General features: G+C 51.3%; 19 protein-coding genes and 2 pseudogenes. 14 read left to right on the forward strand and 7 right to left on the reverse strand.

Translation table 11 applies throughout. The annotated features are described in order from the left end of the window. Positions 1-3 precede the first annotated feature (3 nt). Positions 4-918, forward strand: coding sequence for a nucleotidyl transferase AbiEii/AbiGii toxin family protein (locus tag MPHASIOC01_RS27130; protein WP_220066440.1), 915 nt, complete (start codon positions 4-6; stop codon positions 916-918). A 39-nt stretch (positions 919-957) separates the two neighbouring features. Here MPHASIOC01_RS27130 and MPHASIOC01_RS27135 read toward each other — a convergent pair whose 3' ends face one another. From MPHASIOC01_RS27135 to MPHASIOC01_RS27145, 3 genes are read right to left on the reverse strand one after another with little or no spacing between them, the layout of a single operon-like run. Continuing rightward, on the reverse strand, positions 958-1,203 hold the full coding sequence (locus MPHASIOC01_RS27135) for an AlpA family transcriptional regulator (RefSeq protein WP_208136440.1): 246 nt from the start codon (positions 1,201-1,203) through the stop codon (positions 958-960). Between the two features lie 47 nt (positions 1,204-1,250). Next, a complete protein-coding gene (locus MPHASIOC01_RS27140; RefSeq protein WP_110027403.1) occupies positions 1,251-2,912 on the reverse strand; it encodes a DUF927 domain-containing protein in 1,662 nt (553 codons plus the stop codon). A gap of 12 nt (positions 2,913-2,924) precedes the next feature. Next, positions 2,925-3,113, reverse strand: a complete 189-nt coding sequence (locus tag MPHASIOC01_RS27145) for an AlpA family transcriptional regulator (RefSeq protein ID WP_110027404.1) — start codon at positions 3,111-3,113, stop codon at positions 2,925-2,927. Between the two features lie 300 nt (positions 3,114-3,413). Between MPHASIOC01_RS27145 and MPHASIOC01_RS27150 the strand changes: the two genes are divergently transcribed. After that, positions 3,414-3,563, forward strand: a complete 150-nt coding sequence (locus tag MPHASIOC01_RS27150) for a hypothetical protein (RefSeq protein ID WP_170123795.1) — start codon at positions 3,414-3,416, stop codon at positions 3,561-3,563. Here MPHASIOC01_RS27150 and MPHASIOC01_RS27155 read toward each other — a convergent pair. After that, positions 3,560-3,907, reverse strand: coding sequence for a hypothetical protein (locus MPHASIOC01_RS27155; RefSeq protein WP_110027406.1), 348 nt, complete (start codon positions 3,905-3,907; stop codon positions 3,560-3,562). The genes MPHASIOC01_RS27150 and MPHASIOC01_RS27155 overlap by 4 nt on opposite strands. Before the next feature lie 1,027 nt (positions 3,908-4,934). Between MPHASIOC01_RS27155 and MPHASIOC01_RS27160 the strand changes: the two genes are divergently transcribed. From MPHASIOC01_RS27160 to MPHASIOC01_RS27190, 7 genes are all read left to right on the forward strand, one after another. Further along, a complete protein-coding gene (locus tag MPHASIOC01_RS27160) occupies positions 4,935-5,147 on the forward strand; it encodes a helix-turn-helix domain-containing protein (protein ID WP_001293242.1) in 213 nt (70 codons plus the stop codon). Positions 5,148-5,261: 114 nt separating this feature from the next. Then, the gene (locus MPHASIOC01_RS27165) at positions 5,262-7,412 is read left to right on the forward strand and encodes a hypothetical protein (RefSeq protein ID WP_220066439.1); all 2,151 of its coding nucleotides are present in this window, start codon (positions 5,262-5,264) and stop codon (positions 7,410-7,412) included. Further along, positions 7,412-10,063 carry a hypothetical protein gene (locus MPHASIOC01_RS27170; RefSeq protein WP_220066438.1) on the forward strand — a complete coding sequence of 884 codons (2,652 nt, stop codon included), beginning with the start codon at positions 7,412-7,414 and terminating at the stop codon, positions 10,061-10,063. The genes MPHASIOC01_RS27165 and MPHASIOC01_RS27170 overlap by 1 nt, the downstream gene beginning before the upstream one ends. 4 nt (positions 10,064-10,067) lie before the next feature. Continuing rightward, a complete protein-coding gene (locus MPHASIOC01_RS27175) occupies positions 10,068-11,675 on the forward strand; it encodes an AAA domain-containing protein (protein ID WP_353613656.1) in 1,608 nt (535 codons plus the stop codon). 135 nt (positions 11,676-11,810) lie between these two features. Next, positions 11,811-12,659, forward strand: a complete 849-nt coding sequence (locus MPHASIOC01_RS27180; protein WP_110027412.1) for a Hachiman antiphage defense system protein HamA — start codon at positions 11,811-11,813, stop codon at positions 12,657-12,659. Beyond that, complete coding sequence (locus MPHASIOC01_RS27185) at positions 12,649-15,792, forward strand: DEAD/DEAH box helicase (protein ID WP_319861581.1); 3,144 nt, start codon at positions 12,649-12,651, stop codon at positions 15,790-15,792. The genes MPHASIOC01_RS27180 and MPHASIOC01_RS27185 overlap by 11 nt, the downstream gene beginning before the upstream one ends. A 309-nt stretch (positions 15,793-16,101) precedes the next feature. Further along, complete coding sequence (locus MPHASIOC01_RS27190) at positions 16,102-17,295, forward strand: hypothetical protein (RefSeq protein WP_220067776.1); 1,194 nt, start codon at positions 16,102-16,104, stop codon at positions 17,293-17,295. A 325-nt stretch (positions 17,296-17,620) separates the two neighbouring features. On the opposite strand, the gene MPHASIOC01_RS27195 is transcribed toward MPHASIOC01_RS27190, so the two are convergent. From MPHASIOC01_RS27195 to dmsA, 3 genes and pseudogenes are all read right to left on the reverse strand, one after another. Beyond that, positions 17,621-18,484 carry a DmsC/YnfH family molybdoenzyme membrane anchor subunit gene (locus tag MPHASIOC01_RS27195; RefSeq protein ID WP_353613657.1) on the reverse strand — a complete coding sequence of 288 codons (864 nt, stop codon included), beginning with the start codon at positions 18,482-18,484 and terminating at the stop codon, positions 17,621-17,623. 1 nt (position 18,485) lies between these two features. Beyond that, positions 18,486-19,103: pseudogene (locus MPHASIOC01_RS27200) on the reverse strand (DMSO/selenate family reductase complex B subunit). A gap of 10 nt (positions 19,104-19,113) precedes the next feature. Further along, the gene (gene dmsA / locus MPHASIOC01_RS27205) at positions 19,114-21,558 is read right to left on the reverse strand and encodes a dimethylsulfoxide reductase subunit A (RefSeq protein WP_064596225.1); all 2,445 of its coding nucleotides are present in this window, start codon (positions 21,556-21,558) and stop codon (positions 19,114-19,116) included. Between the two features lie 712 nt (positions 21,559-22,270). Between dmsA and MPHASIOC01_RS27210 the strand changes: the two genes are divergently transcribed. The 5 genes and pseudogenes from MPHASIOC01_RS27210 to MPHASIOC01_RS27230 all read left to right on the forward strand — a co-directional run bounded on the left by MPHASIOC01_RS27210 (position 22,271) and on the right by MPHASIOC01_RS27230 (position 26,115). Then, entirely contained in the window at positions 22,271-23,227 is a 957-nt protein-coding gene (locus tag MPHASIOC01_RS27210; RefSeq protein ID WP_064596227.1) for an AEC family transporter, read from the forward strand. A 110-nt stretch (positions 23,228-23,337) separates the two neighbouring features. Further along, positions 23,338-24,174, forward strand: coding sequence for a helix-turn-helix transcriptional regulator (locus MPHASIOC01_RS27215; RefSeq protein WP_064596288.1), 837 nt, complete (start codon positions 23,338-23,340; stop codon positions 24,172-24,174). Between the two features lie 122 nt (positions 24,175-24,296). Further along, positions 24,297-24,754, forward strand: a pseudogene (locus MPHASIOC01_RS27735) (hypothetical protein); the annotation flags it as partial. Positions 24,755-24,765: 11 nt separating this feature from the next. After that, the gene (locus tag MPHASIOC01_RS27225) at positions 24,766-25,350 is read left to right on the forward strand and encodes a UbiX family flavin prenyltransferase (protein ID WP_064596232.1); all 585 of its coding nucleotides are present in this window, start codon (positions 24,766-24,768) and stop codon (positions 25,348-25,350) included. Between the two features lie 48 nt (positions 25,351-25,398). Further along, positions 25,399-26,115: a DUF554 domain-containing protein gene (locus MPHASIOC01_RS27230; RefSeq protein ID WP_064596234.1), complete on the forward strand. Its 717-nt coding sequence runs from the start codon at positions 25,399-25,401 to the stop codon at positions 26,113-26,115. The last annotated feature ends 15 nt before the right edge of the window (positions 26,116-26,130 follow it).

The raw sequence follows: 26,130 nt of genomic DNA on the forward strand, positions 1-26,130 counted from the left end.
CACATGGATAGACAAAGCCATTACTACCGACAAGTCCAGCTATTGCTGCAGCTCATTCCCTTCGTTGCCCGGCATGACTGTTTCGCCCTTAAAGGTGGAACGGCTATCAATTTGTTCGTTCGTGACTTTCCCCGGCTCTCGGTCGATATCGATCTGGTTTTTCTACCCATGATGGAGCGGAATGAGGCCCTGAAGACCATCAAGGACAATCTTGGAGCACTGGCCTCGACCATCATGGTCAGTCTCGAAAATACCAGGGTTATCCGTTCGTTTCAGGATAAAGCGGATGCCCTGCGTCTACTGGTGGAGCGTGATGCCGTTCAAATCAAAATTGAACTCTCACCCGTACTGCGCGGCACGGTTTACGAGCCCCTGGTCATGCCGGTCAGTGAAGCCGTCGAAGAGGAGTTTGGCTTTGCCGAGATGGCCGTGGTGAGCTTCGCGGATTTGTATGCGGGCAAAATTTGCGCAGCGCTGGATCGCCAACACCCGCGAGATCTTTTCGACATCAAGCAGTTGCTCGATAGCGAAGGGCTCACCGATGACCTTCGCAAAGCACTGCTGGTGTACATCATCAGTCACCCGCGGCCTATTGCCGAACTGCTCAGGCCACACTTCAAAGACATTTCCGCTGTCTATGAAGGGGAATTTCGTAACATGGCCGATCAGGACATTCCACAGGCTGAACTGGAGGCGGCACGGGAGCAGCTGGTGAGGCTCATCCATACCTCGCTGACACCACAGGAGCGGGCGTTTTTATTGTCATTCAAAAATCGTACACCCGATTGGTCACTCCTTGAGCTCTCCGGTATCGACCGGTTACCTGCCGTCCGCTGGAAACTGCAAAACTTGGCCAAGATGCCCCCCGAAAAGCATGTAGAAGCTTACGTCCGGCTCGAAAAAATCCTGAAGATATAAAAATCCCCAGCACACCATGTGTCGGGGATCTGATCTTGCTCAAGTGGCCTTTCGCTGTTCAATCCACCACAACAGATCCGAAAGTCGCCACGCCACACAGTGAGCGCTCAGCTTGACCCGTTTGGGCACCAGCCCTTGCCGCTCCATGGTCCACCACTGTGTGCGACTGACGCCGGTAATCGCCCTGCGATCATGCTCTCTGACCAGTCGTTCACACTGGCCAGACTGGCTGAGTACTTGAGCACGGACATCTTCAGTGGGCAATACGAAGGTTTGTTCATTCATTACGTTTTCCTCCGGAGATTGAATGGGAAAAGTGGGAAACTGGGAAATTAGTCATCAAGTTCCAGCTCCTGTATTCCGGCATAGATGCGTTCAGGCCACAGTGCGAAAAAACGATGGGACTTACCTTGGATCATGAGTTTTAGCGTTGCCCGCTCAGGCTCGTTGGTTGCAAGCCATCCCCGCTGGAGCATCGGCATCACCTCACGCATGTACTGGCCAGGCATGTCCAGCTGCCGCAGAAACTGTTTCTTATCGATCAGCCATTGCCGCTCACCATCAAGCTCTCGGATGTAGCCCAGCAAAGAAGTGGCATTTTGATGACCGAGTGGTTGCAGAGCCTTCTCCCATTTCGGCAGCAAAACTTTTAAGCGGGACAGAACTTGGTGTTCCTCAGAGTTCATCACATGACCCCGAGCAGCCAGCCACTGCATCCAAACCTGCTTCACTGAATCGACGGACTCTTCCTCATCCCAGGGCACCAGGTAATTTCTAGAAGCAAGAGAAAGTACCGTTGCAACCAGTGCAAAGCGCTGCAGCACGCGAATTACCTGCGATGACATATTGCTGGTTCGCCACTGATCAACCAACCGCTGGATCTCAGACTTGGCGTAGTGGGCAAGCTCATCCGTCGATGTCAGCAGGTTCATCCATTCGGGGAACAGGCTCCCGTGATACCGGCTGGTCTGCAGCTTCAAATGATCGACAAACAGTTGCGGACACTGAAAGCGATGCAACGCATCAAAAGTGCCAAATCGACCAAAAACAGGTATTTCGACCAAACGGATCTGTTGACCGGCCTTAGGCCGCTTCCCAAGCGATTGAAAAACTTCTGACAGCCAAACTTCACCGCTGCTCAACGCCAATGTCCGCCAGTGAGAAGGTCTGGCGAGTGCTCCGCTTTCCGTTGCCCGCAGCTTACTGGTACCCGCGACTATATGGTAAACAGCAATATCGACGTCCTCTGGCCGTGCCAGGCCAATTTCATCCAGTGCGAGTAACATGTCATGCTGCTCGGCGGCCACCGCCGCCAAGCCATTCGCCGTGGAAATCCAGCTGCGAACGAAAGATCTATCGCTGTAAACCGATGCCGCCAATTCAAGTAGCGATGTCTTCCCGGAGGAGGAAGGCCCGACCAAATGAAAAATACCGTTCTCCACGGCGGCTGGATGTAGCAGCGGCGCGGATAGCGCCACGCCCACCACAAACACCATCAACGGATTTCCGGTACATAGAGCGCCCACCTGTGATTGCCACTGCGCCAAAGTGCCGGCGCATTTCAGCATCGAGTCGTTCAGTTGACCGGCGTAGTAATAAGGTTCAGCGTTTGTACCAACGGACCAATCCTGAGTGACATAAACACTGTCATGCCACCCCGTAGTATCGACACAAATTCCTGAAGGGGCTTTCAGAATCTCTTGCAGCAAATAGCGCTGCAAACGCGACCAGCTTTGTGGATAGGGCTCTAACCAATAGCCCGAATCAATCAGGGCATCACGTACCTGGCGTGACTGATCACCATGTAATACCCGGTTGAATACTATGTCCTGTAGCAAAACACTATCCATGTTGCGCCACTGGATTAACGCACCAAAACCATGTTTACGGGTATTTCGCCGAGTTCTGGCTACAACCCTTATCCACCCGCCAACAATCTGCCAATCGCCCTTTTCAAGGCATTCCAGATGTGCATCAGTTAGACGAAACTCCATTATCGCTTCCTATTACAACTCTGCCATCCAGCGACGAACATCCACCGCTCTGAAACGTACAGCCTTGCCCATTGGATTAGGCTTGATGGGCTGAGGAAACTTGCCAGCTTTGACATAACGGCGCAAAGTTGGCTGGGATAGTTTGGTTAGTGAACACACTTCTTCATACGTGAGTAGATTGTTCAGTGATGCGATATTCATATGTTGGTATCTCCCATAACATCTTGATTTGTCATGAGCGATCATACCGTTCACCGAGTACAATCCTCGTCGCTGGAATTGTCCATTTTGGGCACATTGAGCGATATTTATCGGTGCTGCAAATACAGGAATGAGAACAAAGAATTAAAACTATCAACTCACAAACCAGAATGTAACAAATTGAATTTTAATGACTAAACCCAAACCGTTACATGTCACGCTATTCATTCGTGACATGTAACGCCAGAATTTTTATTCTAAACACTCACAGAACTGTTCAGAATATTCATGGAGAGCGCTATGGCTAAAACACTGAAACAAATGTTGGAAGAACAGCCTGAGCATGTTGTCGCGGCTGCGGCAGAAAAGGCATCATTGATACTGGCAGAGCTGGATAAGAAAAAGCAGCTCGAAGAGGGAGGGAAAATGGATGGCAGTGATCAAAGCTAATCGTCGGTAAAGGTTCGGAAGTCATCATCATAGCTTCCCAAAAGCCATCGTCTCTGATGCCGACGCTTCGCAGACCTTTCCTGCGCAATGCTATGCCGCTGCTTGAACATCCACACGATAATAACCGAAATACCCAGGGCCAATGCCGCAGTCCATTTAAAGCACAGTAGAGCGATCCAAAAGAGCACCATGAGCCTGGGAAGGCGCATATACCAGCAAAGCACACGCCACAACCACACTACCAAAGGCAAACAGATCAACAACCAGACGAAGTTGGTGTTGCCATAGGCCGCCAATCCTGTGACAAAGAGCAGCATCAAGAGAATATTGCCTAGGAATTTCATCGTCGGGGACTCTCCCGAAAAAATTTCACATGTGAAAGTCAGCACGTTTAAAGACAGGCTACCACGGCACAGGAAAATGCAAGCTCTAACCAGCTTAGTTACGTGGTTTTTGATCATCTTCAGACATAGTTTGGTTCGCTTTATAGCTATATAGGCACCAGGCGAACACTGCAGTGAAAAACAGCCAGAGCCCGAACATTCCCCATTCAAAGGCATTCATGATTACCCTCCTGCTAGCGGTATAGAATTCATCATGGATCCAGATCCACGAAATCACAACAACCAATTGAAAGTTATTAACTTTGTTCTGAAAGAACATTTTTAGTGGAAAACGTATTGGCCCACATTCCACACTGGAAAAAAGCTGGCTATTCCTAGCCAATGCCTACCCATTAACTTTCCACATAACTATCTATCTGGAATCTTGGCGCTCAAATTCCACATACGTGGAAACAAAGTTCGAAATCACAGGTTGGAATAAACCCACCGATGCGCCTATCTATCTGGAATCTTGGTGCCAGCATTCCCCTCTGGACTATTACGACTGATATTCCAGAACCTAGATGGAACCTGAGGCGTATGGAACGTTGGCGGATAAATTCCTATCTATCTGGAATTTCAGAGAAGGCAATCGGACTTTCGCGATTACAGCTCACCAAATCACAAATTCGAAGCCTAAGCCCGACGCAATATATGTGGATCATCAAAAACCCATCGAAAAACTACCTCTCAGTCATTATCACTAACGAACACAGGGCAATGACACCCATACTCCATCCAAAAGCGATCTGTTGGTGGCTTTTTGAATGCTGAATCGAGCTGACCGATGACTTAGGGTGTTTTTTGATTGCCCACTATTGGCCGATACTCCGGATTAAAACAGATGAATGGGTACCTATGCGGCATTAAGCGGGTGAAACCAATAGAGGCTCAATGAGTAGTAGCGTATACTCGACAACCAATAGCAATGGTGATAACCACCTCAGCCCCAAATGTCATGGCAGGCCCCACCTATGAGGAGCAAGTAATGTCCGAGATGGATGATCGCTGGTTATCGGTCGATGAGATCAGCCAGTACCTGGGTGTCAGCAGTGACACCGTTTATCGCTGGATTGATAAGCAGGGCATGCCCGCCCACCGCATGGGACGTCTTTGGAAGTTTAAGAAAGATGAAGTTGATGAGTGGGTCAAGGGTGGCGGCGCGGCGGACAGGAGCAAGATGAATGAGCAGGAAGAATAGAAATGACAATTCAGTCGATCTGAATAGAATCCTCCCTGGGAGGCTATCAAGCCCCATGAAAACCACTAGTCCACGACTTCGAAGGGTTGGTAATGGGGCCCTATGGTTAGAATAGTGCAGACAAAGCAAACCATGGAAAGCTGCAGAGGCGACACCTTTGACGGTTGGCCTGCCCGTACCCTGCTGGAGGCGGGCGACATTCCCATTGCCCAAATCGCCGAGCTTGCCCTGCGTGAAGGTCAGAGCTCAAATCCTTTGTACCGGGTCCACCGCTGGTTTGCACGCCGAGTGGGCTCTCAGTTCCGTTCGATCATCACCGCGCTGACCCTTCCCCCTGACAAGACCGACGCCTTTTGGGATACCTATCTCGGAAAGACCTCCGTGCATGGCGCCGTCGTTCTCGATCCCTTCATCGGCGGCGGGACAAGTTTGGTGGAGTCCATGCGCTGCAACGCCCGGGTGATTGGTTTTGATATCGACCCGGTCGCGACCTTTATTACCCGATTTGAATTGGCCGCCTCCCTAATGGAGGATCACTATCCGGAAATCGAGCAGATCTGCAATGAGATCGCCCAACTCATTATGCCGTTGCATCGAACTATGGTGGACGGTGTCGAACGGGATGTTCTTCATCATTTCTGGGTCCAGGTGAAGCAGTGCTCGAATTGCCAGAACGACGTAGAGCTCCATCCCCATTTCCAACTGGCCTACTCCAAAGAGAAGGGCCTGCAGTGGGTATTCTGCAAGGACTGTCATGCGGTCCACGAATTGCCGATTGAACGCAAGGTGCTGCACTGCTCTTGCGGCAAGCGCACCACTATCAGCGCGGGCACGCACGGCAACGGGATCATGACTTGCCCGACCTGCAAGCACACACAAAAGATCGCAGCGGACGACCTTGACGGTGCCGAACGTCCCGCTTGGAGACTCTTTGCCCAGGAGTATCTGGTCGGAACCGGCAAGAACTGCACTAGGCATTTCAAGCGTGTCGAAGAGGCGGACAAGGCATTGTACGACCGAGCCACCCGTAAGCTGCGGATGATCGGGGGTGGCTTGCTTGTGCCGGCGAGAAGCATTCCCCGCGAGGGGCGTTCGGATGGACGACCTCTGATCCACGGGATTCGGCATTACGCAGACTTTTTCAATGACCGGCAGAAGCTCCACCTGCACCTTCTCGGTTCGGCCATTGGCCGAGTGGAAAGCGATGAGGCGCGGCGCTGCCTTGAGTTGGCCTTCAGTGAGCATCTCACCACGAACTGCATGTACACGGCCTATGCGTTTGGCTATCGCAGAACGAGCCCAATGTTCTCCATTCACTCATACCGGCACATCACTCGTCCGGTTGAGCTGAACCCTTGGCAGGATGGCGTTGGACGGGGGACGTTCATCAACACAGTCCGGAAAATATCAAAGGCAATTGCCTTTGCCAAAGCGCCCGAGGAGCTGCATCCGGAAGGCACCAGAGTCGCTTATGAAGATGATTTCGAGCGCGAACAAGCCTGCCTTGGCTCTGTCGATGATGTATTGAGCGGCAGCGCCACGGCGGCTATTGAAACCCAGTCTTCCGAGGAACTCCATTTACTACCGGACGGCTCAGTGGATCTCGTGCTGACCGATCCGCCGTATTTCGACAATCTGAGCTACTCGGAACTCTCGGACTTCTATTTGGCCTGGCATCAGGCTTTGAGAATCGCACCGCCCCCGTATGACGATAACGTCACTTCGGCTCCGATACTGCAGAACCTGGCCATCACGCGACGGTCCGACGAAGCCATCAAGGGATACCAGGAACGGCTTCAGCAGATTTTCATGGAATGCAATCGAGTGCTTAAGCCGGATGGGATCTGCGTGTTCACCTACCATCATAAACTCGCATCGGCGTGGGATGCTCTCGGCACGGCTCTACTTCATTCGGGACTCTCGGTAACCAAGGTGCTGCCCATGCGTGGCGAAGGCCAAGGAGGCCTTCACACTTACGATGGCACCATCAAGTGGGACGCGGTGCTGGTCTGTCGCAAGAAGAAAGGCGTCATCAAGAGGGGCGTTCCGGTCATCAGCGAAACCGCCTTCAAAGACGCTGTCTTGGAGGCGGAATCTCACTTTGAGGCCTTGTCCGCCCATAAACGGATCGGCTTCAAAATACCTGATTTCACAAATTTGGCTCGGGCGTTGGTCGTCAGTAGAGGTTTCTTAGGCGAGGCGGATACCAGCACACGACCGATGTCGGATGCATTGAAGAACATACCAACCCCGGGAGAGTTGTGATGGCGAAACTCGATAAAGGAACGCTTGCCCTAACATTCAAATTCGATTGTGACCGGTTTCTCCGGTTTCGACTGGCCAGTGATGCTGAAAGGGACTCACTTGGGATCTCTGCCGAAACCTACAAACGCCCTGGTATTGAACTTATCAAAGCAGCCGGGCGGCGTTGGGAAGCCGACAAATACCAGGATCTGATCGACACCTCGGATGATGGGAAAGTTGTGTTCCTTCTCGAGGACAAGGTCGATGATCTTCTGGGACGGAAGCCCTTCAAGAAAATCCAGAACCTTTTTGACATCCTCCGGCAACAGGAGCCACCCCAGGCAATTATCGAGGCGGAGTTCACGGTTCCCACAAACATCACTCCCGGCCTTCAAAAGGCATACGACGATTTCGGTCTCGACCAGGTAAGAGTGCGCCCGGACATCCTTTGGATACATCCAGGTGGTACTGGTGCGCCGCTGATTGGCAATGGGACTGTGCCTGAATACGAAATCCATATCATTGATGTGAAAATGGCTGCGGAGCCATCCCTGCGGCACTTCACGGAAGTGACCTACTACGCTCTGGCATTGGCCACAGCCATCCAGCAAGAAGGTCTTGGCGGCAGATATGCCGTTTCGGCGGAAGGCACCATCTGGCCAGGAAGCCATGACATCAATGCGTTCAGGAATCTGGTCCAGCTTTATCAGGCCAAGGGAGCCGCAGATCCTGTTTCCAAGGCCCTCAGCGAAACGTTGATTCGGGTTCCGTATGAGGTCTATGAAGTCCACGTGAAGCAGTTTTTCGAGGATCGTCTTCTCAGGGTTCTGCAGACCGACATGGAGGATGCCAGTTGGCATGTCGGTCCCAAGTGCCAGCTTTGCGACTACGTTCGCTATTGCCGAGATAAGGCATCTGAATGCGATCATCTTTCCCGGCTGGCCTGGCTCAATCAAGGGCAGGCGGAACTTCTCCGTTCAAATGGCATTACCACTACGGCGGGACTGACTGAAGCCGTGACTACCGCCGATGATCGGTGGCAATCCGTTATCGACTCCAGCCACCAGTTGCGGGCGGATGGGCCAGCGCTGGCAACTCGCGCCCGTTCCTTGACCGAGGGGGCACCCTTGCTGGTCGATGGACGGCGCAGCGCCATGATCCCCGCGTGGACTGACCAAAGCATCTTTATCACGATTCATTTCGACCCGGGCTCTGGTATCTCCTTTGCACTGGGCGCGGCGCGGCTCTATTTCCCGCACGGCCGCAAGCCGGGCGATCCTCCGGTGACGGACGAAAAGATTTTCATCGTTGACCGTGTCGATGCGATGAACCCGGAAACGGAGCGCGAGAGGCTGAAGGAATTTGCGACCGTGGTTTCTGAGTGGTTAGATGAGGTGTCGACCGTCAATACAGGTCTACCCGCCCGTGACCGGCTATCTTCCCATATCTTCTTCTGGGACATGCTGGAGATGCGACAGCTCAAGCGCATGTTCGAGCGTCATATGCAGAACCCTGACGTGATCGAACTGATCGAGATACTTACCCGATTCTTCCCACCGGACAGCCTGTTGCCCGATCCGGATGCTTTCAAGTCCCAGCCTGGGACAATCGTCAAGGAAGTCCTGCGAATGCTCGTTGGGCTGCCGGTTGCCCACGATTACTCCCTGTTTGATGCAGCGAACAGTTTCTTCCCAAATGTTCGGGAGGATGGAACCCCGTATAAATTCGATCTGCCTTTTGGGTTCGCTACCCCAATGAGCGATCAGATCCCCTTCGAACGTGCCTATGAGCTGTGGCAGGACAAAATTTTCGTCCGCCATTTCAATAAACTTCACCCTACTGACCCGTCCAAGTGGAGACGCTACACCCGGGACGAACTCTACGATGGCATTAAGCGGGCCACTAAGGTTCACCTGCAAGCTTTGCAGCACATCGTCCGGCGACTGCGTGAAAATTACAAAGACCGGTTGGTGCTGAAAAAGAGCGGCTTCTCTGCCGCACGATCCTCCCAGGCAAGTGTTCCGGAGGCGGCAAGAAGCCTGATCGCTTTTGAAAAGCTCAATGTCGCATGCCAGGAAATGGAGAACCGGAACACTCGCTCAATGCCCGTCGATGAACGGGAGGCGAGGTTTTTCTCGATACGCGGGTTGACCTTGAAGCCTCAAGCAGAGGCTGATCCGATCATCGATGAGATCAAGTTCGCGAATCCACAGTACCAACACGAAACGCTCTATGTTTTCGATTTTTCACCGACCAGCAGGGATTCCAGAATCAAGGAAGGCGAATTTACCGTCGCGCTGTCCAACGAGAATGAATACGTGGATCTCGACGAACCGTGGCGTCGGCGACTTGGACTGGGTTTCCAGGATGCAGAAGAACTGCTGGGCGAACACGGCCTGACCGAGCGGTGGATGACGAACAAGTCGATAGGGGCATTGCTTCAGGTAGAGGTCATTCGGTTGGAGGCCATGCAGGACAATCCCTATGTGGTTCTTAAGCCAGGTCACCAGGTGCTCTTTCAGTTTGCCGTCGCCCAAGGACTCGTGGCACTCGACTCACCGCTTGTCCTCGATCCGATGTACCGGGACTTCTCGAGCGACAGGATAGAAAAAGCATTGAGGTCTGTCGGCGGCAAGGCAGCACCGATCAAACGTGCCAGGAAGCGGAGGTAAGGCAATGGCTAAGAGACCGACAAAAATGACCGAACCAGCCCATAGCCTGATGTATACACCCGGCTCGCTGGCAGCAGGAAAAACATTCGCCGACACCAACCAGTTGTACGCGAAGGTAACACCATATCTGAAGGATGCCTTTAACGAAAAGCAGGAATCCCTTTTTCACGATGCATTCGGAAACAGGATTTCTTTGCTTTGGGGGCCGCCGGGTACAGGAAAGACCACGGTCTTGGCCGGGACTATTCTTGGGTGGATTGAACATTACGCCGAGGCGGGAATTCCGCTGCGTGTCGGTATCGGGTCTAGCAACTACAACGCTATCGATAACGTCCTCAACGAAGTCCTGGAACTGATCAACAGGCGGACGGCCACGGTCGGAGCGTTAGCTTGCCCAGTTCGTGTTACAAGGGTGAGGAGCGCCTCCTCCGCGCCTCCCTTGAGTGATCAGATCGAAGATATGCCGAGTACCTCCGCAAGGGCTCAGGGCTTTGTGAATGCCCTGAAAGGCGACGATCCCGGGATCATCATCGTAGGGGGCACCTGGCAGCAACTTGGGCGACTTGCCGAGAAAGATCACCAGGATAGCGAACCGACAGCCGAATGGTTTGATCTTCTGGTGATCGACGAGGCATCACAGGTTCAGGTTGCTGCGGCTGCGGCCTACTTTCTGCTTTTGAAGCCTGATGGGCATGTTGTCCTTGCAGGTGAAGACCGGCAGCTTGGGCCGATCTACGGCTTCCAGATGAAGGATAGCGTTCAAGGGCTGTTTGACTGTATTTTCTCTTACATGAAGGAGACCCACGGCATCACCCCGGTGCAGCTTAAACACAACTACCGGACCAACGTGGAAATTTCCGCATGGCCCTGTAAGCGTTTTTATAAGAACGAATACGAGGCGTTCTTCCCCGAGAGAAAGCTGGATCTCGCCATCAATATTGATGGAAGACCAGCCGACTGGCCTGAGCAGTTGCCATGGTCCGACCAGTTTCTCCGCATTCTGGACCCAGCCTGCCCTGTGGTGGTGATCAGCTACTCCGCCAACACCTATACATTATCGAACCCTTTCGAGGCGCAGATCGTTTCCGCTTTGACCCTTTTGTACAAGAAGCTGGTCGACGCACAACAGTTTGGAGTAAGCGCCCAGAAGTTTTGGACGCAGAAAATCGGCATCGTCACTCCCCACCGAGCCCAGATGGCATCCATCAGAAATCTGCTCGTGGACGCAGCCGGTATGACGATGGACCCGCCTCCATTTGTGGACACTGTAGACCGGTTCCAGGGTCAGGAACGCGACCTCATCCTTTCCAGTTACGTGGTGGCCGACCGGGATTTTGTTGCGTCAGAAGATGCGTTCATCCTAAGCCCACGACGATTCAATGTGACGCTGACCCGAGCGAGAAGCAAGTTTGTGATGCTTATTAGCGACGCGCTTCTCCAGTATCTGCCATCCGATCCGGACGTGGCCCGTGACGCCGCTCACCTACAGCTCTTCGCCGAGCAATATTGCAGTTCGGTATTCGACACCATCGACTTGCCGTTCTTTGAACGCGGGGTTCTGTCGACCATGAGATGCAAACTAAGGGGGCGATGTGAGAATGGAGGGGAATAGATATTATGAATTCTAAACCTGAAGACGTCGGAGCCAGAGCCTGTTGGCTTGTCGGAGCAATATATGGAAAAAGTAGTCGTCTCACTGCTGCTCGAATTGAGAAGAAAGATCTTTAACGCTGGGAACGGATTGTAAATGCCCTGGACTTCAGATCATACCAAATGGCTCATCGATACCGGTGAGCGACTAAAGACCGCCGATGGCAAGGAGGTCGAGGTCTGGGAGCTTCGTCATGAGAAAGATGAGGCCGTGCTATCGGCCTGGGCGAAACACTTTCGAAATCATTACTGTCTGGATACCGAGATCGATTTCCTCCGGGGTAAACGCCCGCGACCGGACTATCTGACCAATATCAAGTTCCCTTGCAGAACATCCAAACTCGGCCCAGGAATCAGAGCAGGAGATTTCGGGGAAATTCTGGTTTCCGATTACCTGCAATGGCTTCTCGGTTACTGGGTACCCAGGGTACGGTGGTCATCAAAGGTTGTTCGAGATGAATCGCCCAAGGGCAGCGATGTCATTGGATTCCGATTTCACAAAAAAAACGGCGAAGCCTCCACCAAGGACGTGTTGTTTGTTTTTGAATCCAAGACAAAATTCTCCGCCTCTACAATCAATCGCCTGCAGGATGCCATCAACGATTCTGCCAAGGATCACATTCGCATCGATGAATCACTGAACTTCATCAAGCAAAAGCTCTTTGAAAAAAGGGAAATCGAACAGGCTCAAAGGATCGAGAGATTTCAAAGCCCAGTAGATATGCCCTACAAGGAAACCTACGGCGCTGCAGCCATCATTTCAGACGAATTTTTCGACGCCGAAGAATTGGCTGCAGCTGACTGCGGGAAAATTCCCAAGTCAGCAAAATCAAAGGAGTTCTTCCCTCATCCAAATGGTGACAGCCTAGTTCTCTTGGTTATCAAGGGACCCAGCATGATGGACCTTGTCCACGAGCTCTACAGGAGGGCTGCGGATGAGGCCTGATAGAAAATCCAATCGTCTTTTGGGTGTTACTCGATCAAAAGCAAAGATGATCGAGTACCATGTACCTGAAGAATATCAGGAGATAGATTTATCACTACATCCTAATAAGCTCTTCACCATTTCGATTGGCCTGCTTGGTGACCTCGCCGCCGCCATCAACCGGGTGGAGCCAGATCCCGATTCCCTCGCAGAGCTAAAAAACAATCTGCTATTTTCCGCCCGTTTTTTCGACTCCTACCTCCAATCAAAGCTGAACGAGACACTTGATCCATACCTAGTGCTTCTGGGCTCCGCCTCCTTTTACCTGTGTGATCTTCCCGGAAGCGCGTCGGTATTGGCGAAGCGCATCGATGGCGACTGCCCGGATCTGGATGGCGATAGTTTGGAGTACCTGTTGCTCTGGTTGCTGCAGGCCGATCTGGGAACCTATTTTGATGGAGCTGAGGGGCCGTTCGGCGGATTCATCGACGGGATTTCAAAGTGGATTCTCCAGTTTTTTGAGGATGGGAACGGCGAAAAAAATCTCCTCGATTTGGCCATGAAGCTGCGGGACGCCGTCTATGAATTCGGCACGCCCAGGCAGCTTCTTTTTGGTGATGTGATCGCAGCCGTTCTGAGGAAAAAGCTGGAAAACTCCGCCTGGAAGGCTTTGCCGTCATATTCCGGGCTGCCCCGAGACAAATGGCTCCATGCGCTGCAAAAGGATTCGTTCATCAAGGAACTCTGGCCTGCACAACACCTTTTGGGCCAGGCGGATGTTCTCAAAGGCGAGTCTGCCATCATTCAAATGCCCACCAGCGCTGGCAAAACGAAGGCAACGGAGCTGATCCTTCGAAGCGCGTTTCTGGCCGACCGCGTGTCACTGGCCATCATCATCGCCCCGTTCAGGGCACTGTGCCATGAGATCAAGAACAGTCTCGTCGAGGCATTCCACAACGAACCCACTAGGGTGGATGAGTTATCCGATGCCCTACAGACCGACTTCGAGATTGCCGAACTCCTGGGGCACAAACAGATTCTGGTTATAACCCCCGAGAAGCTGCTTTATGTTCTTCGGCATGCTCCCGAGCTGGCTACCCACGTTGGCCTGCTGGTTTTTGATGAAGGCCACCAGTTCGACAGCGGCACCCGAGGCATCACATACGAGCTGCTCCTGACGTCGCTGCGCTCCATGATTCCTGAAGGAACCCAGAAGGTGCTGATCTCAGCGGTCATCAGCAACGCCGAGGCTGTTGGAGAATGGCTGAACGGGGAGCCCAATGTCGTCGAAGGAACAACCCTGATTCCGACTTTCAGGTCGGTCGGGTTCGCGAGCTGGCTCGATCAGTTGGGAAGGATCGAGTACGTCGACAGCCGTGATGCCGAACAAGGCGAGTTTTTCGTTCCCAGGGTGATTGAAAGATTCAATCTCGGGAAAAGAGGCAGAGAGCAGAAAGAACGTCATTTTCCAGAGAGGGACGATGGCCAGGCCATTGCACTCTATCTCGGTATAAAACTGGCCCCTAATGGAAGCATCGCCATCTTCTGTGGCAAAAAATCAACAGCGACAAGCATCTGTGAAAAAGCGGTAGAATTCATTGATCGTGGTATTCCGTTTCCACTCCCACAAGAATTCTCAAATCAAATGGAGGTTGAACGGCTCCATTACCTCCATGCTGCGAATCTTGGACCTGAAGCATCGGCTTCAATGAGTGCTGAGCATGGCATATTTTCTCATCATGGCAATACACCACATGGTATCCGCCTTTCAGTGGAACACGCTATGCGTGAAAACCTCGTGCGGTTCGTTGTTTGCACCTCCACACTGGCGCAGGGCGTAAATCTCCCAATTCGGTACCTCATTGTTACCAGCGTCTACCAGGGCATGGAGCGCATCAAGGTTCGCGATTTCCACAATCTCATTGGCCGAGCGGGCCGAGCGGGGATGCATACTGAAGGCAGCATTTTGTTTGCCGACCCTATTGTGTATGACAAGCGCCGCAACCGAAAAGACGGTTGGCGGTGGGATATAGTCAAGGAGCTGCTTGATCCAACCAAGTCAGAGGAATGCGCAAGCAGCCTCTTTCAACTGATCCCTCTGGTTATCCGGAATGACCGTACCAAGTCAAAAGACAAAATGAATCATTCGTTGACATGGGACATCCTGTCTTTTGCCAAAGCTCATATAGCCGGGTGGGATTCCCTGAATGAAATTATCACCAAGATTGCTAAACAATACGGTGGAAACGGTTTCACGGTCGATGCGGTTAAACCGCAATTCGAATTTTTCAGCCTGACTCTCGCCTCCATCGAAGGCTTTCTTCTCTCCAACTGGGATGCTGTTGATAATGGGTTGACGGAGGAAGACATTGCTGATCTCGCGGAACAGACATTGGCGTACTTCTTGGCTGATGATGAGAAACGGGAACAGATTCAAGAATTGTTCAAGCTTCTGGCGGAAAACATATCAGAGAATATTACTGACGTTAATCGGCGAAAAGCATTTGGCAAAACACTCTATGGTGTCAACGATGCCAAGGCGATTGAGGGGTGGGTTCAAGATAACGCTGATGAACTTCTTGACGCCCAAAATGGAGACGAAGCTTTTGACCTCGTGTGGCCATTAATAATGGGGCATGTACACAACAAAGCTTTCAATAAGTTCGACAAGAAGAACGTCCTGAAAGAAATTACGAAGAAGTGGATTTCAGGAACCCCATTTCATCAGCTTTTCAGAATTGCCGACAATAATAAATGCAAGCTCGGTAAGGGGAAGAGGCCCAGGAAAGTCAAAATCGAAAATATCATTGATATCTGCGAGGGCGGTCTTGCCTACGATGGGGCTCTTCTTGTGAGTGCATTGTGTGAATTTGTAGAAATGCTGGACCGCGAAGGAACAGATGACCCGATCAATCGTCTCCAAATTTTCCAAAAGCGACTGAAATATGGTCTGCCGAACGAAACCACCATTGCCCTTTACGAGCTTGGCTTTTCGGACCGCGTCATCGCTCAGGACCTCGCCGCATCCTTGAACCTGGCAGCGACTCAGAAGAGGGATCTCGTGAAGGCGCTGAAAAAAGATCGGGACGGAGCCAGGGCGGTAATGGAGAAATACCCAAGCTATTTCCAGGAGAGGATGAATGAACTCCTGTAGTAGAAATCCAGATCATCAACCAAGGCTATCTCGCGCTCTACTGTTGGCCAGATTGTTGGCGGACCGCAGAGCCTACGGCAGTTCTCTGGGAAAGCTCGCATTTCTCCAGGAGTGGGCATGAACAAGCAGACGCAGCCATCACCAAGAGAACATCATTTCTACGTTGCAATAGCCAAGTTCCTTTTCCACCATCCGGAGCATGGCATTGTATCGGTGCGGGACCCGATCAAGATCAAGGATGCAGAGCGGTACGGACTCAGCCCTCTCTTACTCTACGGATTGACGGTTGCCGGGTTACCCATTCGATGGATGACCTTTACCCCGGTCGATCAGCCCAAGGCTTTCCAGGATGCTCTTCTGGAAGCCTGGAATAACGCTGAGGGATTGCGTGGCCGACCGGACATCCTGCGGATCAACAGGCACCTCGCGACGGCCAGCCCTGAACTGGTAGGGGAAATGGCAAAAATCGGAGTCCAGGTCGAAGTCGCCAATGCCAGGGAGAAATCCCTTCCCGCGTCCCTGCGCTCAGCCCAGGACGCCAGCCGGTGGCTGCTGAGGAAGCACGACGGAAATGACTGCTCTCTTAACGGGTCCATCCAGGCCCTTTGCCGGTACGCTCAGGATGACCACGATTTTCGTGTCAGGGAGGGCCACAGAGGCGTGAACAGTCGCGAGGTGGAAGACAGGCTCCAGCAGTGGCTGGCCTTACCGGCGCAAGTGACAGTGCCAACAGTGACCAACGGGCTCGACTGGGCACCTGGTCCATGGCTGTCTTCCTGGCAGACCTCCCTGCCGCCAGATCAGCCCCGATATTTCAACCTCGATGGGTTTGATGGCAGTACCTGGCTACTGACAGGTGAGAAGGCAGCGGAGGATATCGTTGAGGATGAAGATGTCTGGGCCGACAGTGACTATGACAACGCGGCCGAAATCGCCAAGAACCTTGTGGCGTGCTGGCCCAATTCACCTGCAGAGATTGCCAAGTGTGCCGGGATCACCCTGCGGGAACTCCAATGGTTCACTTCGGGGAAGGCGTCCCTTGACCGGCATGCGCGTTTTGACCTGGAAGCCTTACTCGGCATCGAATACGACGAAAGTATGGGCAGATATGTGGAGGCCGGACCTTATGTCCTAGTGGCCCACAAACCACTGGCCCTAAAAGAAGTCTATGAAGGCATTTCCAGCGGTGGAGATGCATGTCCCTGTGAGATTGTCCCTCGTCTGGGAACTTCCGACCCAAGCTGGCGATACGTGTTGATCAACACTTATGGAGAGCCCCCGAGCATTGTGATGGCACCTCGCGGAGCAAAAATCACGGAGCGCCTTTCTGAGTTGCTAATGAATTATGGGGGCATCAAGGCTGTCGCTCCGGGGTTCTACCGAGATGTCGTTTCTACCTGCGCCCGGGCCTGCCGTGAACCTGCGGGTAATATTCGTGAGATGAACGATTTCGCGAAGCGCTACGAAGCGCATTGGGCAGGTTGCGCCTGGCAACCGGAATGAACCGACATGGTTAAGTCAAAGCATAGAGATTAGTATTGTCAGGTTGGTGTTCCCACTTTCCCAGTTTTCCCACCTCAACAAGCCTGAGGTGGGCTTGTTGGCATAATGTTCACTCAGCACAAACCCAATAAGATTTTTGCTTGTGGGTAGTAAAGCGGGTAGTGAACACAGCAGAAATATGGAAAATAAACTTAAGATATTGTTTTAATTAGATTATTAAATTTTAATTTACGAGCAGATCCAGAATATTGAATAATATCTCAGCTAAAAATAAGAAGCCCATATCACTATGGGCTTCTTATTTAAGCTAATGGCAAATGCAGGGTTAACCGGCGATTGCCATACCGACTGTCATATGCAGGCCATAGAACACACCGCGGCTAATCAGTTCACCTGCCAGCACCAGAACAAAAGCCAGTGACAAGACAGGCACGGCAGGGTAATACCCTTTTAACTGTGGTACCACCCAACACACCAGCGCGGCGGCCAGCAGCAGCAGGCTCCATGCCATCAGTGCACCATATTGCGGAACTAACGCCTGAGCTTGTTGCACGGAACTGTGAATCGTTGCCAGTTCACTCCCCTGCATTACCGCCACCACCGCACTCCCCAGCAAAGCAACCAGGGAAACCGCAGGCAACAGGCGCATACCCCAGCCTTCAACCCCCACTATGCGCAGCAGCAGATAGCCAAGTAATGGTCCACCCATCAACATAGTCAGGAAAAAGCGTAACCCAGTCCATATTGAATACCAGGTTGGCACTGTATCTATCGTGTTGTAAACCCTTGCCATCATCCAGACAAACACCACACCCAGCACCATGGTTACCACCAGCCATAATGTTCGCAGCGGCTGAGAAAGCTTATTAACGACCGCCAGTAACCAGCCAATACCGCCAATAGCAAAAAAGAGTGAGCCACTGGCTATTTCATTACTCAGAGCCGAAGCGCCTATCCGGTTTAACGAGTTAAATGCCCGCATGGGTGAGCCCAGGTGCATCATGGAGGCAATAAACCCGATTCCCATCAATACCCACAGGCCCAACATTGCGAGAGTGACTCTCTTCTGCCGTTCTGCGCCGGGACTGGTACACAGCAGCACCAGTGCCATAACAATGAAACCACCTGCCACACACTGCCCCAGCACAGTAAACAGCATCAGTGGCCATTCACTCCATCCGTTACCCATTTTACACCTCCTTCGGGTTTGCCAGATAACCGCTGGTATCCCCCGTAGGGCGGCTGTTGGCGTTAGGTTTTATGACAATACTCGGTTTCGTAAAGTGTGCAGACGGCAATGGTGCAACTGCCGCCAGCTCACCATATTTCTTACGCAGTTCCTCAATTGGCCCAAAATCCAGCGCCCTGAGTGGGCAAGATTCGACACAAATCGGCTTTTTGCCTTGTGCAACACGGGAATAACAGCCATCACACTTGGTCATATGCCCTTTGGCGGCATTGTATTGCGGTGCCCCATAAGGACATGCCATATGGCAGTAACGGCAGCCAATACATACATCTTCATTGACCACGACAAAGCCATCTTCCCGCTTGTGCATCGCGCCACTGGGGCACACTTTCGTACAGGCCGGATCCTCGCAATGGTTACAGGCAATAGATAAATAGTAAGCAAACACATTTTGATGCCAGACACCGTTATCTTCCTACCAGTCACCTCCCGCATATTCATAAATGCGACGAAAACTCACATCCGGCGTTAAGTCTTTGTAATCTTTACAGGCCAGCTCACAGGTTTTGCAACCGGTGCACCGACTGGAATCAATAAAAAATCCATACTGGGTTGTCATCGGTTACTCCTTACAACTTTTCAACCTGGACGAGGTTAGTGTGTGACGGGTTGCCTTTTGCCAGTGGTGACGGGCGTTGGGTTGTCAGTACGTTGATGCTGCCAGCCTGATCGACCCTTTGGCTATCCGGGGAGTACCAGGCTCCCTCACCCAGAGCGACAACACCGGGTAAAATACGTGGCGTCACTTTTGCCTCAATGTGAACCTCTCCCCGGCCATTAAAAATCCGCACGCGATCACCGTTAGCGATGCCGCGAGCCTGAGCATCCCTGGGGTTAATCCACATCTCCTGGCGGCAGGCGGCTTTTAAAACGTCCACATTGCCGTAGGTTGAGTGTGTGCGGGCTTTGTAATGAAAACCGGTTAATTGCAACGGCCACTGTTTTGCTAATGGGTCGTCATAGTTTTCAAACCCGGCACTGTAAACAGGCAGCGGGTCGACCACATCGCCTTTATCCAGTTGCCAGGTCGCGGCGATCTCAGCCAGTTGTGCGGAGTAAATTTCAATTTTCCCGGAAGGTGTGGTGAGCGGATTGGCCACAGGGTTCTCACGAAAAGCTTTGTACGCAACGTGATGCCCTTCAGGATCACGCTGTTTAAAAATCCCCTGTTCACGGAAAGTTTCGAAAGACGGCAAATCAGGAATCGCTTTGCGCGACAGCTCATGGAGATGGCGCATCCACTCTTCCTGAGTACGCCCTTCGGTAAATTTCTCTTCCACACCCAGGCGTTTTGCCAGGGCGCTGGTCATCTCATAAATAGTTTTGCATTCAAAACGCGGCTTAATGACCTGGTCATTAAAAATCACATAGGACATATTTCCGCAAGAGGCATCCAGCGCGAAATCCATCTGTTCAGACGCGGTACAATCTGGCAATAAAATATCGGCATATTTTGCCGAGGCAGTCATATGGCAATCAATCACCACAATCATTTCACACTTCTTCTCATCCTGAAGAATTTCGTGAGTGCGGTTAATTTGCGAGTGCTGGTTCACCAGGCAGTTACCGGCATAGTTCCAAATCATCTTGATGGGAACATCCAGTTTGTCTTTCCCGCGCACACCATCACGAATGGCCGTCATTTCAGGTCCGCGCTCAATCGCATCGGTCCACATAAACATTGAAATGCTGGTTTGCACCGGATTATCAAGCGTTGGCATCCGTTCGAATGGCACTTCATAAGACCCTTCGCGAGCACCACTGTTGCCCCCGGAAATACCCACGTTACCGGTCAAAATCGGCAGCATGGCGATAGCCCGGGAAACCAGTTCCCCATTGGAGTGGCGTTGTGGCCCCCATCCTTGAGAAATAAAAGCCGGTTTTACTGAACCGATCTCTCGTGCCAGTTGAATGATACGCGAGGCCGGAATACCGGTGATGGGTGCCGCCCAGTCAGGTGTTTTCGCCACGCCGTCGTTGCCTTGCCCAAGTATATAGGCTTTGTAATGGCTGTTTGCGGGCGCACCAGGTGGCAATGTTTTTTCGTCATAACCAACACAGTATTTATCAAGGAATGCCTGGTCGACGAGGTTCTCAGTAATCAAAACCCAGGCAATTGCCGTAGCCAACGCACCGTCAGTCCCAGGCCGGACAGGGATCCACTCATCTTCACGCCCGGCGCCTGTATCATTATAGCGCGGGTCGATAATAATCATTCGCGCATTAGATTTCTGGCGGGCCTGTTCAACATAGTAGGTCACCCCGCCACCACTCATGCGCGTTTCGCCCGGGTTGTTACCAAACAATACGACCAGTTTGCTGTTTTCGATGTCAGACGGGCTGTTACCATCTGCCCAACCACCGTAGGTGTAGTTCAGCCCGGCTGCAATTTGGGCTGTTGAATAATCACCGTAATGGTTCAGGTAGCCACCCACGCAGTTCATCAGGCGGGCAATCAGTGTTTTTCCTGGTGGCCAGGAGCGGGTCATCGTGCCGCCCAACGTCCCGGTACCATAATTAAGGTAGATAGATTCGTTACCGTAGTCTTTAATCAGGCGCTGTGTGTTGCTGGCGATAATGTCATAAGCTTCATCCCAGCTAATGCGCTTAAATTTCCCTTCCCCCCGTTTGCCCACTCGTTTCATTGGGTACTTCAGACGGTCAGGGTTATAAACCCGGCGACGCATAGATCGGCCACGCAGGCAAGCCCGAACCTGGTGCAAACCATCGTAATCATCATTGCCAGTGTTGTCGGTTTCCACATAACGGATTTCACCGTTAACAACATGCATACGTAGCGGGCAACGGCTACCACAGTTAACAGTACAGGCACTCCAGATTACCTTTTCCTGAGAGCCTGCCGGAGCAATTACATCTGCGGCACAAACCAGACGGGAAAAGGGCAAAGAAAATGCGCTACCAGCCAGTGCCAGGCCACCAATTGCAGTCCCTTTCATTAGGCCTCGTCGGCTGACTTCTGCTTCCAGCAAAGCATCAGGGGTTTTATGGCTCATAAATACTCACCTTGCTTATTTTCGTCATTGATGCAATTCAAGCGCTATATAAAAATTTATATAATGGTTTGAATTATCAGTTTATTTCTTTTTCAGTGTGAGTATTACGCTGCCCGGGGAATCAATAGTTTGCTTATTATCAATCCTGCCGTTGAAACCCGTAGATAAGGTGTAATTCTGAGATCCCGGGCAGAAAAATCAGGCTTTAAAAATAGTTAGCAATGGTGATAACGAATATCACTCTCAATTATTTTTAATCTTTTTCGCATTATGGCTGGGCGGATTTACTGGCAAGCTTTTGGCATATAGAAAATCTTAATTTATCAATTTGCCTGTAAGCTCACTGATTTGGCTTAACGATACCAGGGTACTGGTCGTTCGGGATGATTGGTGTGTTGTGGTCGGTTTGACTTATTCAGGCTCAGAACATCAATTAACTCTGAATTATTTACCAGATTTTCCCCGGCCACATTCCCTGGCTCACTGCATAATAATAGTTACATTGTTGCCACACAAACCTATACAGTAGCGTCGCCTTTTTATCAGTGCTTTTGTTATCATTAACCTTCTGCAGGCTGTGAAAACTAAATAATGCGCACTGTCTACCCTGTCCCTTGCCATCCTGACGGCCCGTTTTAAGAAACGTAGCTGTCATGCGTGTCGCCTGAAATGACAACAATAATTTATTAGCTTTTGATATAAGAGGAAAAATATGGACTGGGAAACCTGGCGCTTTGTTATCGGGGTCACACTGCCCAACCTGCTGCTACTCCTTGCTGGCATCATATTGCGTCGTGCAGGGCTGATGAACGATACATTCATTGATGGTGCCTCAAAAATTGTCTTTGTTGTTGCGCTGCCCTGCTTACTGTTTTTCAGTATCGCCACACAAAAAATCTCTCTGGCACAGAATATGCCTCTGGCTTTGTACGGGCTGCTGGGGACGACATTATCCTGGTTGTTCCTTGAGCTTATTGCACCTTTATTGGTAAAAGAGCGCAAGGAGCGGGGTATCTTTGTTCAGGGCGGGTTTCGCGCCAATACCGCGATTGTCGGCCTGGCTTATGCGTCAATGGCCTATGGCAAAGCTGGTATAGCTACAGGCTCACTCTATATGGCGACAACAGTTATTCTGTTTAACCTTTTATCTGTCATTTCATTGACCCGCACTTTGCAGGGGAACGGGAAAAAAGCGCCGTCACTGGCTTCAGTTTTAAGCGGTGTTGTAAAAAACCCGCTGATTATCAGTCTGGTGCTTGGGCTGGCCTGGAATGCTACTGGCCTTTCTATCCCACATCCTGTATTTCAGACTGGTGAACTGATTTCCGCGACAGCACTGCCACTGGCCATGATGTGTGCCGGTGCGTCACTGGACCTGCGTAGTATGTTTAGATCATCCAATACGGCGTTATATGCCAGTCTGGCGCGTGTCGTGGTGGTTCCGACAGGATTAACCTTCGGTGGGTGGCTCTGTGGCTTTGAGGGAACAACACTCGGCGTCATCTTCCTGTTTTCCGCCACGCCTGCCGCGGCCGCCAGTTACGTAATGACTCGGGCAATGGGTGGGAATGCCGTACTTGCCGCCAATATTATTGGTTTGACCATGGTTGGTTCAATTGTCACAACATCTCTGGGCTTGTTTATTTTAAGAACCCTGCACCTGGGTTAACCGGGTTCTTTCAGCCAAAAGTGAAGGACGAGTCATTTTATCCTGTTAGCCACACATACTTATCATGGTATAACCATTCTGGTATATATCAATCAGAGTCGTGAATGAAGATGGTGTTTCCCCTTTCACAACAATTAGGTGCTTTTTTAAAAGAACGGCGCCAAAGCCTGGATGCCCGTGCACTGGGGTATCTCTCTCAACGCCGCCGGACTCTGGGGCTGCGCCGGGAAGAAGTCGCTCAGCGTGCCAGTATTAGCGTAACCTGGTATACCTGGCTTGAGCAGGGCCGGGGCGGCGCACCTTCAGTTCCCGTGCTCGAACGCCTGAGTCAGGCACTGTTGCTGACAGACACCGAACGTGAGCATCTGTTTTTATTGGGTGTTGGTCACCCACCTCAGACAAAACACCAGGAAAATCAGGTAATACCCACCCATCTTCAGCATGTACTGAATACGCTTAACCCTTGCCCCGCGCTGATAAAAAATCTTACCTGGGACGTACTGGCATGGAATGACGCAGCCCGCCTGGTATTGACGGATTACACACGCCTTGAGCCTGAGCAACGGAATATTTTGCGGCTTATCTTCTCGCATGAACCGGTACGCCAGCATCAGGCGGACTGGGAAGCAGTGGCCCGTATGGTGGTTGGTGCGTTTCGGGCTGATATTGCCCGCGTTGGCGAAAGCCAACGTATACAACACCTGGTTCAGGAGCTTTCTGCTAAAAGTGCATTTTTTGCAACCCTTTGGGAAACACACAACGTACAGGACTTAAGTGAAGGGATTAAATACCTGCACCGCTCAGACTGTGGGACTCTCGCGCTGAATTACTCATCTTTTGGCATTCATGCGCGACCAGATTTAAGCCTGCTGGTATACAGCCCTGCAACAGATGAAGATGCCAGCAAAATAGCAACAATATTCTCTGGTGCTCACAAAGCTATTTGAATAAATACCCTTGCTCAAGTACCCAAAAAACGCTTACAACCAGGACATATCAATGGTTTTCACCATCGCAGAGCAAAAACTTGCGGTAAAGGGAAGACATCCAGTACGAAGCAATCTTCTAACTTAGTGTTGCCAGCACATTGCACAGCCATACTGTTAACATGGTGAAATGTGAAACCATCCATGAACGTGCAATCGTCCACGCAGAAATCGTTATGTAAGGCAAACCGCTGCCAAATATACGTGTTTGTGAAGACCAGAAAACCGGCTCTGGCAAAGCAATGCCTGCATTCCCCGGAACTGAAACATGTTAGATGAAAATGTTGGTATCTTTAACAGCGACGACGTGCTGTAGACTATGCAGATTCGTTATCAAGGTGAAGTAGATACCATCTTTATTCCTGGTGTACGCTACCACCCTCTGGATCTGTCACAAACACCAGAATACAACCGTGGATTCTGCAAACGGGGATGTCCTGCACGGCTATCTATGGCAGCACAGTTCCGTTTGAAATCGCATTTTGAACGTTCGAAATTTAAAGAAGTGGATATGAAATGCTTTCTGTCAGATTTCGAATAAGGAGTTATTGAATGACCACACAACGTATCATCATCGGGATCAGTGGCGCATCCGGTTTCCAGTATGGCGTAAAAGCCCTTGAGTTACTGCAAGGGAAAGGTCTTGAAGTGCACCTTGTTGTTTCCAAAGGTGCAGAAAGGACCTGCGAACTGGAAACGGATTACGAACTGGACAAGGTGATGGCGCTGGCGGATGTTGTGCATCCCATCGGCAATCTTGGGGCGTCAATATCCAGTGGTTCATTCAAAACCCTGGGTATGCTGGTTGCGCCCTGTTCTATGCGTTCCCTTGGAGCTATCGCCCACTGCCTGACTGATAATCTACTGACCCGGGCAGCAGATGTGGTGTTAAAAGAGCGTCGTCGCCTTGTTCTTCTCACGAGGGAAACCCCGCTCAACCTTGGGCACCTGCGTAATATGCAGGCAGTTACGGAAATGGGCGGGGTTATTTTCCCGCCTGTCCCGGCACTCTACCAGCGCCCACAAACAACCGATGAAATTATCACGCACAGTGTGGCCCGGGTTCTGGACTTATTTGATCTGGATGTGAAAAATATTCCGCGCTGGGGTGAAGGTAACCTTCATCATAATAAATAAAACACAGTAAACCCCCTTCAGGGATGTACTACAGGATAAGAAACAACAATGCTAATCGGTCCTTTTGTTAATGGAGCTGCAATTATAATTGGCGGCCTGGCAGGAGCCTCAGCTGGTCGAATTCTTCCGGAACGTGTCCGAACCGCACTACCTTTAACCTTTGGGCTATGCTCCGTTGGGTTGGGCATAAAATTGGTCATTGAAGTGAAATATATGCCCGCTGTTGTTCTGGCTATGGTCATCGGCGCTGTACTTGGCGAATTGTTCTATGTTGAAAAAGGGATTGGTAAAGTAGCTGGCCTGACCCGCGGTATTGTCAACCGCTTTTTACCCCCGGTTACAGGACTAACCCACGAAGAATTTACTGAGAAATTTGTTGCCATCCTGGTGCTATTTTGTGCCAGTGGCACGGGTATATTTGGTGCTATGCACGAAGGGATGACAGGTGATCCATCAATCCTGTATATCAAAACGATACTGGATCTGTTCACCTCTGCAATTTTCGCCGCCATGCTGGGTTATGCCGTATTGACCATTGCGATTCCACAGATCATTACTCAGATTCTGCTGGCAATGCTGGCTGTCTTTATTTTACCAATAACTACACCAGAGATGATGGCTGACTTCTCCTGTGCTGGCGGCCTTATCATGATTGCGACAGGTCTGCGTATCTGCAATATCAAGCTGTTTCCTGTAGCAAACATGCTACCGGGCCTCTTACTGGTGATGCCGTTCTCCTACCTTTGGGCATCCTTAGTCGCATAAAACGTTAAGCATGGT

The organism is Mangrovibacter phragmitis (assembly GCF_040429585.1).
Taxonomy (GTDB): domain Bacteria; phylum Pseudomonadota; class Gammaproteobacteria; order Enterobacterales; family Enterobacteriaceae; genus Mangrovibacter; species Mangrovibacter phragmitis.

Coding starts and splice junctions, on each gene's coding strand:
- MPHASIOC01_RS27130 (WP_220066440.1), top strand. CDS start 4: ATGGATAGACAAAGCCATTACTACCGACAAGTCCAGCTATTGCTGCAG.
- MPHASIOC01_RS27135 (WP_208136440.1), bottom strand. CDS start 1,203: ATGAATGAACAAACCTTCGTATTGCCCACTGAAGATGTCCGTGCTCAA.
- MPHASIOC01_RS27140 (WP_110027403.1), bottom strand. CDS start 2,912: ATGGAGTTTCGTCTAACTGATGCACATCTGGAATGCCTTGAAAAGGGC.
- MPHASIOC01_RS27145 (WP_110027404.1), bottom strand. CDS start 3,113: ATGAATATCGCATCACTGAACAATCTACTCACGTATGAAGAAGTGTGT.
- MPHASIOC01_RS27150 (WP_170123795.1), top strand. CDS start 3,414: ATGGCTAAAACACTGAAACAAATGTTGGAAGAACAGCCTGAGCATGTT.
- MPHASIOC01_RS27155 (WP_110027406.1), bottom strand. CDS start 3,907: ATGAAATTCCTAGGCAATATTCTCTTGATGCTGCTCTTTGTCACAGGA.
- MPHASIOC01_RS27160 (WP_001293242.1), top strand. CDS start 4,935: ATGTCCGAGATGGATGATCGCTGGTTATCGGTCGATGAGATCAGCCAG.
- MPHASIOC01_RS27170 (WP_220066438.1), top strand. CDS start 7,412: ATGGCGAAACTCGATAAAGGAACGCTTGCCCTAACATTCAAATTCGAT.
- MPHASIOC01_RS27175 (WP_353613656.1), top strand. CDS start 10,068: ATGGCTAAGAGACCGACAAAAATGACCGAACCAGCCCATAGCCTGATG.
- MPHASIOC01_RS27180 (WP_110027412.1), top strand. CDS start 11,811: ATGCCCTGGACTTCAGATCATACCAAATGGCTCATCGATACCGGTGAG.
- MPHASIOC01_RS27185 (WP_319861581.1), top strand. CDS start 12,649: ATGAGGCCTGATAGAAAATCCAATCGTCTTTTGGGTGTTACTCGATCA.
- MPHASIOC01_RS27190 (WP_220067776.1), top strand. CDS start 16,102: ATGACCTTTACCCCGGTCGATCAGCCCAAGGCTTTCCAGGATGCTCTT.
- MPHASIOC01_RS27195 (WP_353613657.1), bottom strand. CDS start 18,484: ATGGGTAACGGATGGAGTGAATGGCCACTGATGCTGTTTACTGTGCTG.
- dmsA (WP_064596225.1), bottom strand. CDS start 21,558: ATGAGCCATAAAACCCCTGATGCTTTGCTGGAAGCAGAAGTCAGCCGA.
- MPHASIOC01_RS27210 (WP_064596227.1), top strand. CDS start 22,271: ATGGACTGGGAAACCTGGCGCTTTGTTATCGGGGTCACACTGCCCAAC.
- MPHASIOC01_RS27215 (WP_064596288.1), top strand. CDS start 23,338: ATGGTGTTTCCCCTTTCACAACAATTAGGTGCTTTTTTAAAAGAACGG.
- MPHASIOC01_RS27225 (WP_064596232.1), top strand. CDS start 24,766: ATGACCACACAACGTATCATCATCGGGATCAGTGGCGCATCCGGTTTC.
- MPHASIOC01_RS27230 (WP_064596234.1), top strand. CDS start 25,399: ATGCTAATCGGTCCTTTTGTTAATGGAGCTGCAATTATAATTGGCGGC.